The organism is Streptomyces sp. CB02056, from assembly GCF_001905545.1.
Classification (GTDB): domain Bacteria; phylum Actinomycetota; class Actinomycetes; order Streptomycetales; family Streptomycetaceae; genus Kitasatospora.
Genome location: NZ_LIPD01000014.1, coordinates 21,215 through 35,037 on the forward strand (window position 1 = coordinate 21,215; position 13,823 = coordinate 35,037).

Consider the following 13,823-nt stretch of genomic DNA (forward strand, 5'->3'; position numbering starts at 1 on the left):
GCGGCCGGGCGACGAAACGGGCGGCGGGGGAGCGGGTTTCGGAAGGGGACCGGACGGCGTCCCCGGCTCACGGGGGAACAAGCCGGGGGCGCCGGGTCCGAGGCAACCGGAATCTGTTCTTCCGGTGGCTGAGGAGAACCTAGATCCTGGCGATGTCGCAGGTCAAGGCGTTGGTTGAAGATTCACCGACGGTGTCCGGGGCGATCCGGCCGGTCACCCCGTCGACCCGCGTCACGGCGTGCGGACGGCTCGGATCGGCGGCGAAATGCGCCGATTCGGCCCGGGCCCAGCCCGCCCAGAACTCGGCCAGTTCCGGCCCGTCCCGCTCCTCCCCGCGCCGCCGGGCCGAGACGGCGTCCAGCTCCATCCAGATCACCCGGGCCAGCCACGGCCGCACCGCCCGTCGCCCGGCGCCGACCCCCTCCACCAGCACCACCGGGGCGGCCGGCACCGCGGCCGTGCCCGCGAAGCGGCGCAGCGTCCAGTCGTACACCCGGTACTCGGCGTCCCGCCCGGCCGCCAGCGGCTCCAGCACCTGCTCGCGCAGCCGCCCGGTCCACCCGAAGGGCTCGCGGTGGGTGGCCAGGTCGTCGAGGTGGACCACCGGGGCCCCGCCGAGCGCCGCCGCCAGCCGTCCGGCGAAGGTGGTCTTGCCGGAGCCCGCGTGGCCGTCCACCGCGACCAGCCGCACCGGCCCGCAGGAGGGCGGCAGCGCTCGCAACTCGGCCGCGAGCGCGGTCAGCCGGTCGTCCGGAGCGGGCCGGAATCGGGTCGGGAGGGGTTCGGATACAGCCACAACGTCAACCCTACGGTGCCGTAGCCCGCCACTGCGTCCAGTTCATATGTGCAGGTCGTGACGGCAGCGCGGGTTTCGGGCATACTCGCCTTCGCCACGACTGTGAACGGCCGTTCACCGCAACCCGGTGCCGGTCGGTCCGACCAGCCACACCCACGCCGGACCGGCCGACACCTCGGTCCCGCGCCCCGATCGAGGAGGCGACCACCGCCATGACCCCCTCCCCTGTGAAAGCCGTGGAGCGCCAGCTGCCCACCGAGGAGGCCCGCGAGCTGCTGGGCCTCACCCGGGACCTGGTCCAGCGCGAGCTCCAGCCGCGCGCGGCGGAGGACGAGGCCGCCGGCCGCTTCCCGCGGGAGGTCTTCCGCACCCTCGGCGAAGCCGGCCTGCTCTCCCTCCCGTACGACGAGAAGTACGGCGGCGGCGACCAGCCCTACGAGGTGTACCTGCAGGTGCTGGAGGAGCTCGCGGCCGGCTGGCTGGCCGTCGGCCTCGGCGTCAGCGTGCACACCCTGTCCTGCCACGCGCTGGCCACCTTCGGCACCGACGAGCAGCGCGAGACGTGGCTGCCCGCCATGCTCTCCGGCGAGCAGCTCGGCGCCTACTGCCTCTCCGAGCCGCAGTCCGGCTCCGACGCGGCCGCGCTGCGCACCCGCGCCGACCTCGACGGCGACACGTACGTGGTGAACGGCACCAAGGCCTGGATCACCCACGGCGGCCAGGCCGACTTCTACAGCGCCCTGGTGCGCACCGGCGTCGACGGCCCCAAGGGCATCAGCTGCCTGCTGGTCCCCGGCACCCAGCAGGGACTGTCCGCGGCCCCGCCGGAGCGCAAGATGGGCATGTGGTCCTCGCCGACCGCGCAGCTGCACTTCGACGGCGCCCGGGTGCCCCGCGAGCGGCTGGTCGGCGAGGAGGGGCAGGGCTTCCAGATCGCGCTCGCCGCGCTGGACTCCGGCCGCCTCGGCATCGCCGCCTGTGCGATAGGGGTGGCCCAGGCCGCGCTCGACCTCGCGGTCGACTACGCCCGCACCCGGCGCCAGTTCGGCCGCCCGATCGCCGAGTTCCAGGGCCTGTCCTTCATGCTCGCCGACATGGCCACCCAGATCGAGGCCGGCCGCTCGCTCTACCTCTCCGCCGCCCGGCTGCGGGACGCCGGCCGCCCGTTCTCCAAGGAGGCGGCGATGGCCAAGCTGTTCTGCACCGACGCGGTGATGCGGGTGACCACCGACGCCGTCCAGGTGCTCGGCGGCTACGGCTACACCCAGGACTTCCCGGCCGAGCGCTACATGCGCGAGGCCAAGGTGCTGCAGATCGTCGAGGGCACCAACCAGATCCAGCGCCTGGTGATCGGCCGCCACCTCACGAAGGCCTGACGGCCTTCCCTCTCCACGGCCTCCGGCCGTCACTCCAGGGTGCGGAGTGACGGCCGGAGGCGTTCCCGGCGGAGCGTCAGCTCGCCTTGGCGGTACGGGCGGTCAGCGCCGGACGACGGCGGCGCTGCTCGGGGATGGCGGCCCGCATCGTCGCGACCGTCGGGGCGGCGGGCGCGGTCGGAGCGGCCTGGCCGACCGCGGCGAGCCGCACCGGGCGGTGCGCGACGGCGTGCGAGAACGGCTGGGTGCGCCAGTCCAGCCCGGTCGGGAGCTTGAACAGCGCGTCGATCCGGGCCGGTTCGGCGTCCTCCGGGGCCTCGACCTCGGCCAGGTCGTCCGTCGGGGTGCCCGAGCCCGGGCAGATCGCGGGGGCGAAGGGGTTCCAGGCGGTCGGCAGCAGCGCGTGCTGCGGCAGCCGGTCCTCGTCCGCCACCAGGGCGATCGGGCGGCGGCACTCGGGGCAGTCGACCCGGAAGATGTCCCAGTTCTCCGCCTCGCCGGGGTCGGTGCCCGGCATGTAATCGACCGCGAGGTCCTCGCGGTCGGTCATATCGTCGGTCTCGTCGGCGCCCAGCACACGCTGGTCAGTAGCAGGCATGAGGATCCCCCTAGGATCGGGCCCGGCGTGGTCGTCCAGGGCCACAACCAGCACTTCCCTGTGATCAGGACTCATAACCCTGCGGTCCCGTGCACCGTGATGCACCGGGTGTGTCCTTGGCCACACCGGACGCCACATTCGCCCGGCATGTGCCCGCCCGGTACCTGCGATCCCTCCCCGTGCCACCGCGTGCGCCCCCCGTGCTCCCGACCGGGTAGGTTTGCGCACTGTGGAGGATCTCGACCAACGCATTGTCCAGCTGCTCCTCGAAGACGGCCGGATGAGCTACACGGACCTGGGCAAGGCCACCGGCCTGTCCACCTCGGCGGTGCACCAGCGGGTGCGCCGCCTCGAACAGCGCGGGGTGATCCGCGGCTACACCGCGATCATCGACCCCGACGCCGTCGACCTGGCGCTGACCGCGTTCATCTCGGTCAAACCCTTCGACCCGAGCGCCCCGGACGACACCCCCGAACGGCTGGCCGGCCTGCCCGAGATCGAGGCCTGCCACAGCGTCGCCGGGGACGAGAACTACATACTCAAGGTCCGCGTCGGCGCCCCCGGCGACCTGGAGGACCTGCTCGCCCGCATCCGCAGCGCCGCCGGCGTCTCCACCCGCACCACCGTCGTCCTGTCCACCCCGTACGAGGCACGACCCCCGAAGCTCTGACCGCGAACGGGCGGGGTGCAGACTAGGCCGCATGACCGAACGCACTCCCCGGACCGTCCTGCTGCGCGGCGGCGCCGTCTACAGCCCCGCCGACCCCTTCGCCACCGCGATGCTCGTGGAGGGCGGGCACGTCGCCTGGGTCGGCAGCGACGGCGCCGCCGAGGCGTACGCCGCGACCGCCGACGAGATCGTCGAGCTGGACGGCGCCCTGGTCACCCCCGCCTTCGTGGACGCCCACGTGCACGCCACCGCCACCGGCCTGGCGCTCACCGGCCTCGACCTCACCGGCAGCCCCTCGCTGGCCGCCGCCCTGGCCGCCGTCACCGCCTTCGTCGACGCCCGGCCCGAGCCCGGCGGGGTGCTGATCGGCCACGGTTGGGACGAGAGCGGCTGGCCCGAGGGCCGCCCGCCCACGCTCGCCGAGCTCGACGCCGCCGCCCGCGGCGCCGCCCTCTACCTCTCCCGCACCGACGTGCACTCCGCCCTCGCCACCACGGCGCTGCGCGACCTCACCGAGGGCCTGGCCGAGGCGCCCGGCTTCGACCCCGAGGGCCCGCTCACCAGGGACGCCCACCACATCGTGCGGCGGACCGCGCTGGCCCGGCTGACCCCCGAGCAGCGCCGCCGCGCCCAGCGGGCCACCCTGGCCCGCGCCGCCGAGCTCGGCATCGGCGCCCTGCACGAGTGCGCCGGCCCGGAGATCTCCTCGGAGGCCGACCTGGCCGCCCTGCTGGCTCTCGCCGCCGCTGGCGAGGGGCCCGAAGTCTTCGGCTACTGGGGCGAGTTGGGCGGTGTCGAGACCGCCCGCCGGCTCGGTGCGGTGGGCGCCGGCGGCGACCTCTTCGTGGACGGCGCGCTCGGCTCCCACACCGCCTGCCTGCACGCCCCGTACGCGGACGCCGGGCACACCGGCACCGCCTACCTGACCGCCGGGCAGGTCGCCGACCACGTCGCCGCCTGCACCGGGGCCGGGCTCCAGGCCGGGTTCCACGCGATCGGCGACGCGGCCGTGGCCGCCGTGATCGAGGGCGTCCGGGAGGCCGGCGCCCGGGTCGGCGCCGACCGGGTCAAGGCCCTGCGCCACCGTGTCGAGCACGCCGAGGCCCTGGACGACGAGGCCGTCGCCGCCTTCGCCGAACTCGGCCTGACCGCCTCCGTCCAGCCCGCCTTCGACGCCGCCTGGGGCGGGCCCGAGGGCATGTACGTCCAGCGTCTGGGCGCCGAGCGGGCGGCCGCCCTCAACCCCTTCGCCGCGCTGCTGCGGGCCGGCGTCCCGCTGGCCTTCGGCTCGGACGCCCCGGTCACCCCGCTCGACCCCTGGGGCACCGTCCGCGCGGCGGCCTTCCACCGGACCCTGGACCACCGGATCTCGGTGCGGGCCGCCTTCACCGCCCACACCCGGGGCGGCTGGCGCGCCGTCGGCCGGGACCAGGACGGCGTGCTGGTCCCCGGCGCGGTCGCCAGCTACGCGATCTGGGCGGCCGGCGAGCTGGTCGTCCAGGCCCCCGACTCCCGGGTGGCCGGCTGGTCCACCGACCCGCGCTCCGGCACCCCCGGCCTGCCCGACCTCACCCCGGGCCACCCGCTGCCGACCTGCCTGCGCACCGTCGTCCGCGGCCGCACGGTGTACCAGCGGTAAACCCCGTGGATCGGCGGGCCGTCGCCTCCTAGGTTGATCACCATGACCGACCTGGTACCCGCCGACTTCACCGTCCCGCGCGAGCTGCTCGCCCCGGAGTTCCGCCTGGAACCCCTGGGCGAGCGGCACAACGCCTCCGACCACGCCGCCTGGACGGGCTCCATCGCCCACATCCGCGCCACCCCCGGCTGGGCCGGCCGCGGCTGGCCGCCCGCCGACGGGATGCCGCCGGAGCGGAACCTCGACGACCTGCGCCGGCACGCCGCCGACTTCGAGGCCCGCACCGGCTTCACCTACACCGTCCTGGAGCCGGACCGCGACGAGGTGATCGGCTGCGTCTACATCTACCCGGACCGCGAGGACCCGTCCGCGGTCTCGGTCAGCTCCTGGGTCCGGGCCGACCGCGCCCACCTGGACGCCCCGCTGTACCGCGCCGTCTCCGACTGGCTCACCGGGCACTGGCCGCTGCGGGAGGTCCGCTACACCCCGCGCTGACCCCGCTACCACCCTGACCTCACGGGCCTCCGGCCTTCCGGGGTACCTTCTTCGCACAGCGTCCGAACAGCAAGCCCCAGGAAGATGGTGCGCCGGTGGCCACTCCCGTCACCCAGGAACGGCCCGAGGCCGTCCCCGAGCCGCAGGAGCCGGCGCCCCGGGCGAGCCGCGGAGCCCGTGCGCTCGCCAAGGTCCGCGCCGGCCTCCCGCGCACCGGCCTCGCCGCCCTGGCCGGCCTGCTGCTGGCCCTCGCCTTCCCGCCGTACGACCTGTGGCCGCTGTCGCTGCTCGGCGTCGCCGCGCTGTCGCTGCTCACCCGGGGCCGCACCTTCCGCCAGGGCCTGTGGACGGGCTTCGCGTTCGGCCTGCCGTTCTTCCTGATGCTGCTCAGCTGGCTGCGGGTGGTCGGCTGGGACGCCACGATCGGCCTGTCGGTCGTGGAGGCGCTGTTCCTGGCCGTGCTCGGCGGCGCCCTGGCCGTCACCTCCCGGCTGCCCGGCTGGCCGCTCTGGACGGCCTGCCTGTGGATCACCCAGGAGTGGGCCCGCGACCGGCTGCCGCTCGGCGGCTTCCCCTGGGGCCGGCTCGCCTTCGCCAACACCGCCACCCCGTACACCCCGCTGGCCGCGCTCGGCGGCGCGCCGCTGGTCACCTTCGCGGTCGCCCTGTCCGGCGCCCTGCTGGCCTGGGCCGCCCTGCGGCTGCGCGGGCCCGGCAGGGCCCCGAAGGCGGCCGCGCTGGCGGCGCTCGGGGCGGTGGCCGCGCTGCTGGCCGGCTACCTCGTCCCGGTGCCCACGGCCGCCGACGACACCGTCAAGGTCGCCATCGTCCAGGGCAACGTGCCCAACCCGGGGATGGACTTCCTGGGCCGCCCGATGATGGTCCTCAACAACCACGCCGCGGCCACCGAGCGGCTCGCCGCCGACATCAGGGCCGGCAAGGTCGAGCGCCCCGACATCGTGATCTGGCCGGAGAACTCCTCCGACCTCGACCCGTTCAGCGACCCGCTGGCCCGCCAGCGGATCGACGAGGCCGTGAAGGCGATCGGCGTGCCCACCCTGGTCGGCACCCTGGTGGACGGCCCGGACGCGCAGCACGTCCAGAACGAGGGCATCGTCTGGGACCCGGTCACCGGCCCCGGCGCCTCCTACACCAAGCAGCACCCCGTCCCGTTCGGCGAGTACGTGCCCTTCCGCGCCCAGCTGATGAAGGTGATCACCCGCCTCCAGCGGGTCGCCCGGGACTTCTACCCCGGCGACCACAACGGCGTGATGCAGCTCGGCCCGGCCCGGATCGGCGACGTGATCTGCTTCGAGGTCGCGTACGACGAGATCGTCCGCGACACCGTGGACAGCGGCGCCCGGGTCCTGGTCGTCCAGACCAACAACGCGACCTACGCCAAGACCGGCCAGCCCGAGCAGCAGCTGGCGATGAGCCGGCTGCGGGCCGTCGAGCACGGCCGGGCGGTGCTGATCGCCGCCACCAGCGGCATCAGCGCGGTGATCGGCCCGGACGGCAGTGTCCGGCAGCGCACCGAGGAGCTGACCGCGGCCGAGCTGTCGGCCACCGTCCCGCTGCGCGACGGCACCACGGTGGCCGACCGGGTCGGCGCCGCCCCCGAGTGGACGCTGGCCGTCGGCGGCCTGCTGGCCTGCGGTGCGGCGGTGCTGGTCGGCCGCCGCCGGAAGGCCCCGTCCGGAACACCGGCCGGGCAGGAATCGTTGGACCAGGTGGTGCCGTAGCCGGCCCGGACCTCCCGTGCGGCGCGCAGAGCACCGCTTGGAGTGGATTCGTACCGTGACCCAGCAAGCTACCCCCACCCGTCCGGCCCCGCGTAGCAGGCTCCGCCGGGTGCTGCCGCTGCTGATCACCGCCTGGCTGGTGCTGGAGATCTGGCTGCTGGTCCAGGTCGGCTCGTGGCTGGGCGGCCTCACCGTCGTGCTGCTGCTCGTCGCGGGCGTCCTGATCGGCGGCTCGCTGATCAAGCGGGCCGGGCTGAAGGCGCTGTCGGCGGCGATCGAGCAGAGCAAGAACCCGCAGTCCCAGCAGCCGCAGACCGGCACCAGCATGACCGTGCTGGCCGGCCTGCTGCTGATCGTCCCCGGCTTCCTGACGGACCTGGTGGCCCTGACCCTGCTCTTCCCGCCCACCCGGGCGCTGTGGCGGGCGGTCGGGCGCCGGGCCGCGGACAAGGCGCTGCGCAGCACCTCCGCCGCCGGCGCGGACCCGTTCGCGGACGCGATGCGGCTCCAGGAGCAGCTGCGCATCCACCGCCCGGACGGCAAGGTGGTCCAGGGCGAGGTCGTGGACCCGGAGGACGGCCCGCGCGGCCCGCAGGGCCCGGACACCACCTACCGCCCGCCGATCGCCGGCTGACCGGACCGGCGCGACGTACGAGCCCCCGAGAGGCGGACACCCCGCCCCTCGGGGGCTCGTCGCGCGGACGACACCTGGTTGCCCGTCCATGGGCAACGCGAAAGGGACCCTGGTGACCAGGGTCCCTTTTCGCGTCCTCCCGCACGGGGCGGGAGCGAGGTGTCAGGCGCTCTTACGGGTGTCTCGCGGGTGTACCGCGAGGTTCATCCCGCCGGAGCGGAGCACGGCCAGCCGTTCGGCCAGCACCTCCTCCAGCTCCTCGCGCGTCCGGCGCTCCATCAGCATGTCCCAATGGGTGCGCGTCGGCTTGATCTTCTTCTCTTCCGGCTCGTCGCCGTCGAGAAGCGCCGCCTCCTGTCCACAGAAGCGGCATTCCCAGGTCGCGGGGATCTCGGCCTCGACCGAGAAAGGAACCTCGAAACGGTGTCCGTTCTGACATGCGTACTCGACGGTCTGGCGGGGAGCCAGATCGATACCACGGTCGGTCTCGTAGCTAGTGGCCCCGAGTCGCGTGCCGCGGAGAGCTCGCTCGCTCATGAATCGTGCCTCCCGGGCTTATGGCCCACAGGACTAGTGGTCGCTGTTCTTCGTCGTTCGGTCAACGCTCGGCTTCCGACGAAGATTCCCGTCCCGGGACATGCGTCGTCTGTAGTGCCGCCCCTGTTTGTACCCACCTGCGCCCGATTTGTCACATCTGGCCGGTGATATCACCCCAGGTGTCACGTATTTCACATCTGGTGATCGTGCGGACTTTCCGTGACGAGCGTACCGGGACGGGATTCGGCGGTGGTCGCCGCCCCCGGTCGAGGGCCGGGGAACCGGCCCGCGAGACGGGCCCGGCCCGGCCGTCAGGAGATCGGCCGTGAACGGATCATCGGCTCGCCCTTGGCCAGGTCGACGGGACGGGCCGGCGCGGCCGGATCGGCGGCGGGGACCACCGGCGGGCGGTCCGGGCGGGGCGGTGTGGCGGCGGCCGCCTCGGTGCGGCTGTCCCGGTGCGGCAGCAGGGCGATCACCGCGTCCCGCAGCGGGGCCGGGGCCTCGTCGTCCAGCGGGTCGACGGTGGCGGGCACCTGGAGGCGGAGCGGGGCGCCGTTGCCGATCCGGGCGTAGCCGCGGCCGACCGGGGCGTGGGAGGCGGGCACGATGTCCAGCGGCGCGCCGAGCGCGTCGCGCCCCTCGTCGGGGCCGGCCGGGCCGAGCACCACCCGGGCCCGGGTGGTGGTGCGGACGGTGGCGGTGAGCCGGTCCCGGGCGGCGAGGTCGTCGGCGACCACCACGGTGACCCGGGCGGCCCGGCCGTGCCGCAGCGGGAGCTCCAGCAGGTCCTGCGGGTCGGGGCGGCCCTCGGCCTGGGCGAGCTCGCTCAGCTCGGTCGGGTGGTCCAGCAGCAGCCACAGCGGCCGGGTGACGTCCTCGGGCGGGGCGGTGCCGGCGTGCCGGGCGGCGTTGAGCGCGGCGAGCCGGCGCTCGGTCTCGCCGACGGCCCAGTCCAGGGCGGCCAGCGCGCCGTGCAGGCTGGTCTCCACGGTGTGCACGCCGGGCCGGTTCACCAGGCAGGCGTGCTCGCCGGTGCCCGCGCCGTCGACCACCACCAGGTCCGCGTACGGGAGCGCCTGGAGGGCGACCGAGCGCAGCAGGCTGGAGGTGCCGTAGCCGGTGACGCCGAGCACCAGCAGGTGCGGCTCGGAGGAGCGCGGGCCGGTGCGCCAGACCACCGGCGGCTGCTGGACGGTGGTGCCGCCCCGGGTGACCGGGATGGTGCGGGCGGTGCCGTCCTCGTCGGTGAAGCCCAGCACGATCTCGCCGGGGGCGGCCACGAAGCGCTGGGCGGCGATGTCGGTGGGCAGCGGGGCGAGCGCGGTGATCCGCAGCCGGTTGGACTCCTCGTCCCAGTCGAAGCGGTACTCGCGGGCCCGGCCGGCCTTGCCCTGGACCACCTGCTCGATCCGGGCCCGGGAGGACGGCTCGGTGTCGGTGAAGTAGGCCGGGTAGCTCATCTCCAGCCGGGAGAGCCGGCCCTCGCGGTCGAACTCCCACGCGCTGAAGGCGCTCTTGTAGGCGCCCTCGAAGTGGTACAGCGGGTTGGCGTCCTCGGGGCCGCACAGGTACGGGGTGAGCGCCGCGTAGAGGGCGGCGAGCTTGACGTCGGAGGCGTCCGGCGCGGGCGGTGCGGGCGCCGCCTTGGGGGCCCGGCCGGCCCAGGCGGCGCTGGCCATCAGGGCGATCAGGGCGAACAGCAGGCCGTGCGGCAGCAGGTAGACGCCGATCAGCAGGGCGGCGGTCAGGAACAGCGTCGGGCCGCGGCGCTCCTTGGGGGTCTCCTGCCAGCGGGACCTGGCCCAGTCGACGTGGTGGCGCAGGCCGCGGCCGATGACGGAGAGCGGGGCGAACATGTCGGAGGCGTGGTCCCCGGCGGTCCGGGCGATCGTGCGGCCCTTGCTGAGGTGGCGGTGGAGCGGCATTCCTTGACTCCCCGGGCGGTGGGACGGGTGGGGTGGGCGCGGTGGGGAACGACGGGGCCCGGGGGCGGTGTGGGATCCGCGCCCGGGCCGGTACGGCGGGGGAGGAGGTGGCGGCTAGAACCTGATGCCGCTGAGCAGGCTGGCGAGGCTCGCGCCGCCCGCGGTGATGCTCGGCGCGATCGAGGAGCCGGCGATGTAGAAGCCGAAGAGGGCGCAGACGATGGCGTGGGAGACCTTTAGTCCGTCCCGGCGGAAGAAGAGAAAGGCGATGGTGCCGAACAGGACGATGCCGGAAATCGAGAGGATCACGTTCCGCTCCTCAGGAAGTGGGGACAAGCAGGGGTGTTACGGAAAGTGCACTAATCGTGACAAAAAGTAATAGATGATGGAACGGTGCAAATGGGTGGTTCTGCCGTTCAATACCGTTCCGGCGGCCGGGTGGCGGTATGCGCACCGGCCGGGGTGGGGGCCGGGCCGCGCGGGGATTCGGTGCGCCCAGGCATTCCCGGGCGGCGGGTGGGAAGTTTCCGGGGGGTCCCGGAAGTTCGCTCGAATGGCTGCGCAACGCGTGCGGTCGCGTGTCGTGGCGGGAGCGGGCCGTCATCCGGATCCCGGACGTCCGCTGGCCCGTCGCGGCACCGGCCGCTACCGTGCCCTGGGCGCAGCCCCGAGACCGCCCGACGACCCGACCGGAAAGGCCGCCCGCCATGACCGACGCCGCCAGCCAGCAGCCCGCCGACGCCCCCGACGCCGAGGTGATCGCGCTCGCCGGGAAGCTCTTCGACGCCGCCCGGGCCGGGGAGACGGACACCCTGTCCGCCTACCTGGGGGCCGGCGCCCCGGCCGACCTCACCAACGACCGCGGCGACACCCTGGTGATGCTCGCCGCCTACCACGGCCACGCCGCCACTGTCGCGGAGCTGCTCCGGTACGGCGCCGACCCGAACCGCGCCAACGACCGCGGCCAGACCCCGCTGGCCGGCGCCGTCTTCAAGGGCGCCACGGACGTGCTCGACGTGCTGCTGGCCGGCGGCGCCGACCCCCGGGCCGGCGTCCCGAGCGCCGTGGACACCGCCCGGATGTTCGGCAAGGACGAGCTGGTCGCCCGGTTCGAGGTCCGCTGAGCGGGGATCGTAGGCTTTTTCACCATGAGCACCAGCACCGCCCAGGACACCGGCACCGTCGAGTTCCGTGTCACCGGCTACGCCCACCCCGACGCCCAGGCCCTGTCGGCGGAGGTGCAGCAGGAGTACGTGCGCCGCTACGGCGACCCGGACGAGACCGTCCTGCACCCCGAGGACTTCGAGGCGCCGGCCGGCCTGTTCATGATCGCCTACCTGGACGGCCGGCCGGTCGGCTGCGGCGGCTGGCGGGCCAAGCAGGCCGGCCCGGACGGCCTGCGCGACGGTGACGCCGAGCTGAAGCGGATGTTCGTGGTCCCCGACGCCCGCGGCCGCGGCCTGGCCCGCGCGGTGCTGCGCCGCCTGGAGCGGACCGCGGTCGAGGCCGGGCGTACCCGCTTCATCCTGGAGACCGGCACCGAGCAGCCCGAGGCGATCGCGCTGTACCAGTCCGAGGGCTACGCCGCGATCCGGAAGTTCGGCATCTACAAGGACCACCCGCAGAGCGTCTGCCTCGGCAAGGAACTCGCTCCGGCGGTCTGAGCCGCGGCTGCGCGGGGAAGGCTCCCGTCGGCCCGAGGAGGGGGACGGATGAGCCAGCGAGCGACTGGACCCGACGCACCCGGAGCCGACCGGCTCCCCGGCCTGGCCGCGCCCGGCGGGGAGCTGGACCGGCTGGTCGAGGGCGGCGCGCGCACCGTCGGGGCGGGCGCCGTCTGGGCCGTCGGCGACGCCGGCGGTGCGCTCGGCGGCGGCGGGCACGGCGCGCTCGGGCAGGGGCCGTACGCGCGGCTGAGGCCCGGGCCGGACACCCTGTACGACCTCGCCAGCCTCACCAAGGTGGTCGCGCTCTGGCCCTGCGCCGGGGTGCTGCGGCAGTCCGGACGGCTGCCGCTGGACGAGCCGCTCGGCGCCTGGTGGCCGCCCGCCGCCGGGCACCCCGCCGGAGCGGTGACGGTCCGTCAACTCCTGGCCCACACCGCCGGGATACTCCCGTACACCCGCTTCGAGCAGCTCTACGGGCGCGACCCGGCGGCGATCCGGGCCGGGGTCCTCGCCGCCCCGTCGCACCGGCCGCCGGGCGCGGCCGTCGAGTACACCGACCGGGCCGCCGTGCTGCTCACCTACCTGGTCGAGGACCTCGGCGGGGCGCCGCTGGACCGGCTCGCCGAGCAGTGGGCCTGGCGGCCGCTCGGGATGGCCGACACCCGCTACGGTCCGCTCGGCGCCGCGCTCGCCGCCCGCACCGCGCCCACCGAGTACGAGGAGGGCGCCGGCGCCCACCTGCGCGGCGTCGTCCACGACCCCTCGGCCCGGCTGCTCGGCGGGGTCTCCGGCAACGCCGGGGCCTTCTCCACCGCCCGCGACCTCGCCCGCTTCCTCACCGCGCTGCTCGCCCCGCCGCCCGGGCTGCCCTGGGGCGGGGCGTGGATCGAGGAGTCGCTGCGCGAGCAGACCGGCGGCCTCGCCCCCGCCCGCGGCCTGTCCTGGCTGTACGCCCCCGGCACCGGACCGGCCGAGGGCACCTTCGTCCACTACGGCTTCACCGGCACCGGCTTCTGGGTCTCCCGGCGGCTCGGCCGCTGGGCCCTGCTGCTCACCAACAAGGTGCACTACGACCGGGACATCCAGCGGCTCACCGAGCTGCGCAACGCCTTCCGGCGGGCCGTCTTCGGCTGAGGCCGGATCCGGCACTCATTCGGGTGGATTCGGCGCGAACAGCCGTTTGGCGGGCGGGGATCGCGGCAGATTGTCCCCGACGGCGGCGGTCGGCGGAGGAGGCGCGATGACGGACACCTGGGCACTCTCGGAGGAGGAGTGGCTCGCCGGGATGGTGCGCGCCTACGTCGGGTGCAGCGTGCTGCTCACCGACGAGGCGGGCAAGGTCCTGCTGCTGAAGGCCAGTTACCGCGACCAGTGGCAGTTCCCCGGCGGCGGGATGGACCCGGGGGAGGGGCCCGCCGAGTGCGCCGCCCGCGAACTGTACGAGGAGACGGGGCTGTTGGCCGGGCCGCTGCGGCTGCTCGTCGTGGAGTGGCGCGACGCCATCCCCGACCAGGGCGAACACGCCCACCCCGCCGTGCAGTTCATGTTCGACGGCGGGACGGTCGCGGCCGGGTCGGCGGTCCGGGCGCAGGTCGAGGAGATCGCCGACCACGGGTACTTCACCCCGGCCCAGGCGGCCGTCCTGCTGCAGCCCGGTGCGGCGCGCCGGCTCACCGGGGCCCTGGAGGCCCGGCGGACGGGCGCCGCCACGCTGCTGCACTCGGACGGGTACGTGGGGTGA

General features: G+C 74.8%; 15 protein-coding genes. 10 read left to right on the forward strand and 5 right to left on the reverse strand.

The features are described from left to right. Positions 1–139: 139 nt before the first annotated feature. The gene (locus tag AMK13_RS31915; protein WP_074005168.1) at positions 140–796 is read right to left on the reverse strand and encodes a uridine kinase family protein; all 657 of its coding nucleotides are present in this window, start codon (positions 794–796) and stop codon (positions 140–142) included. 212 nt (positions 797–1,008) lie between these two features. Between AMK13_RS31915 and AMK13_RS31920 the strand changes: the two genes are divergently transcribed. Beyond that, entirely contained in the window at positions 1,009–2,172 is a 1,164-nt protein-coding gene (locus AMK13_RS31920; protein WP_074005169.1) for an acyl-CoA dehydrogenase family protein, read from the forward strand. A 76-nt stretch (positions 2,173–2,248) separates the two neighbouring features. Here AMK13_RS31920 and AMK13_RS44300 read toward each other — a convergent pair whose 3' ends face one another. Next, complete coding sequence (locus tag AMK13_RS44300) at positions 2,249–2,770, reverse strand: hypothetical protein (protein WP_181970507.1); 522 nt, start codon at positions 2,768–2,770, stop codon at positions 2,249–2,251. A 229-nt stretch (positions 2,771–2,999) separates the two neighbouring features. Here AMK13_RS44300 and AMK13_RS31930 point away from each other — a divergent pair, with 229 nt between their 5' ends. The 5 genes from AMK13_RS31930 to fxsA all read left to right on the forward strand — a co-directional run bounded on the left by AMK13_RS31930 (position 3,000) and on the right by fxsA (position 7,950). After that, complete coding sequence (locus tag AMK13_RS31930) at positions 3,000–3,440, forward strand: Lrp/AsnC family transcriptional regulator (protein ID WP_045694655.1); 441 nt, start codon at positions 3,000–3,002, stop codon at positions 3,438–3,440. Positions 3,441–3,471: 31 nt separating this feature from the next. Beyond that, positions 3,472–5,079: an amidohydrolase gene (locus AMK13_RS31935; protein ID WP_074005171.1), complete on the forward strand. Its 1,608-nt coding sequence runs from the start codon at positions 3,472–3,474 to the stop codon at positions 5,077–5,079. A gap of 42 nt (positions 5,080–5,121) precedes the next feature. Beyond that, positions 5,122–5,574, forward strand: coding sequence for a twin-arginine translocation pathway signal protein (locus AMK13_RS46110; RefSeq protein ID WP_074005172.1), 453 nt, complete (start codon positions 5,122–5,124; stop codon positions 5,572–5,574). Between the two features lie 95 nt (positions 5,575–5,669). Next, positions 5,670–7,316, forward strand: coding sequence for an apolipoprotein N-acyltransferase (lnt, locus tag AMK13_RS31945; RefSeq protein ID WP_074005173.1), 1,647 nt, complete (start codon positions 5,670–5,672; stop codon positions 7,314–7,316). Between the two features lie 55 nt (positions 7,317–7,371). Then, positions 7,372–7,950 (forward strand): FxsA family membrane protein, encoded by a 579-nt coding sequence (gene fxsA, locus AMK13_RS31950; RefSeq protein ID WP_074005174.1) that lies wholly within the window; start codon positions 7,372–7,374, stop codon positions 7,948–7,950. A gap of 162 nt (positions 7,951–8,112) precedes the next feature. On the opposite strand, the gene AMK13_RS31955 is transcribed toward fxsA, so the two are convergent. The 3 genes from AMK13_RS31955 to AMK13_RS31965 form a co-directional block, all read right to left on the reverse strand. Beyond that, entirely contained in the window at positions 8,113–8,487 is a 375-nt protein-coding gene (locus AMK13_RS31955; RefSeq protein ID WP_049655293.1) for an RNA polymerase-binding protein RbpA, read from the reverse strand. 311 nt (positions 8,488–8,798) lie between these two features. Continuing rightward, positions 8,799–10,415 (reverse strand): hypothetical protein, encoded by a 1,617-nt coding sequence (locus tag AMK13_RS31960; protein ID WP_074005175.1) that lies wholly within the window; start codon positions 10,413–10,415, stop codon positions 8,799–8,801. A 114-nt stretch (positions 10,416–10,529) separates the two neighbouring features. Next, positions 10,530–10,724, reverse strand: a complete 195-nt coding sequence (locus tag AMK13_RS31965; RefSeq protein WP_049660046.1) for a hypothetical protein — start codon at positions 10,722–10,724, stop codon at positions 10,530–10,532. Between the two features lie 398 nt (positions 10,725–11,122). Between AMK13_RS31965 and AMK13_RS31970 the strand changes: the two genes are divergently transcribed. The 4 genes from AMK13_RS31970 to AMK13_RS31985 all read left to right on the forward strand — a co-directional run bounded on the left by AMK13_RS31970 (position 11,123) and on the right by AMK13_RS31985 (position 13,823). Further along, positions 11,123–11,539, forward strand: coding sequence for an ankyrin repeat domain-containing protein (locus AMK13_RS31970; RefSeq protein WP_049660049.1), 417 nt, complete (start codon positions 11,123–11,125; stop codon positions 11,537–11,539). A gap of 24 nt (positions 11,540–11,563) precedes the next feature. After that, the gene (locus AMK13_RS42430) at positions 11,564–12,079 is read left to right on the forward strand and encodes a GNAT family N-acetyltransferase (protein ID WP_049660050.1); all 516 of its coding nucleotides are present in this window, start codon (positions 11,564–11,566) and stop codon (positions 12,077–12,079) included. A 48-nt stretch (positions 12,080–12,127) separates the two neighbouring features. Beyond that, complete coding sequence (locus tag AMK13_RS41380) at positions 12,128–13,216, forward strand: serine hydrolase domain-containing protein (RefSeq protein ID WP_107418912.1); 1,089 nt, start codon at positions 12,128–12,130, stop codon at positions 13,214–13,216. Positions 13,217–13,322: 106 nt separating this feature from the next. Then, on the forward strand, positions 13,323–13,823 hold the full coding sequence (locus AMK13_RS31985; protein WP_074005176.1) for an NUDIX domain-containing protein: 501 nt from the start codon (positions 13,323–13,325) through the stop codon (positions 13,821–13,823).

Excerpts from the sequence above, each read along its gene's own strand:
- AMK13_RS31920 (WP_074005169.1), top strand. The coding sequence starts at position 1,009 with ATGACCCCCTCCCCTGTGAAAGCCGTGGAGCGCCAGCTGCCCACCGAG.
- AMK13_RS44300 (WP_181970507.1), bottom strand. The coding sequence starts at position 2,770 with ATGCCTGCTACTGACCAGCGTGTGCTGGGCGCCGACGAGACCGACGAT.
- AMK13_RS31935 (WP_074005171.1), top strand. The coding sequence starts at position 3,472 with ATGACCGAACGCACTCCCCGGACCGTCCTGCTGCGCGGCGGCGCCGTC.
- AMK13_RS46110 (WP_074005172.1), top strand. The coding sequence starts at position 5,122 with ATGACCGACCTGGTACCCGCCGACTTCACCGTCCCGCGCGAGCTGCTC.
- AMK13_RS31955 (WP_049655293.1), bottom strand. The coding sequence starts at position 8,487 with ATGAGCGAGCGAGCTCTCCGCGGCACGCGACTCGGGGCCACTAGCTAC.
- AMK13_RS31960 (WP_074005175.1), bottom strand. The coding sequence starts at position 10,415 with ATGCCGCTCCACCGCCACCTCAGCAAGGGCCGCACGATCGCCCGGACC.
- AMK13_RS31970 (WP_049660049.1), top strand. The coding sequence starts at position 11,123 with ATGACCGACGCCGCCAGCCAGCAGCCCGCCGACGCCCCCGACGCCGAG.
- AMK13_RS42430 (WP_049660050.1), top strand. The coding sequence starts at position 11,564 with ATGAGCACCAGCACCGCCCAGGACACCGGCACCGTCGAGTTCCGTGTC.
- AMK13_RS41380 (WP_107418912.1), top strand. The coding sequence starts at position 12,128 with ATGAGCCAGCGAGCGACTGGACCCGACGCACCCGGAGCCGACCGGCTC.
- AMK13_RS31985 (WP_074005176.1), top strand. The coding sequence starts at position 13,323 with ATGACGGACACCTGGGCACTCTCGGAGGAGGAGTGGCTCGCCGGGATG.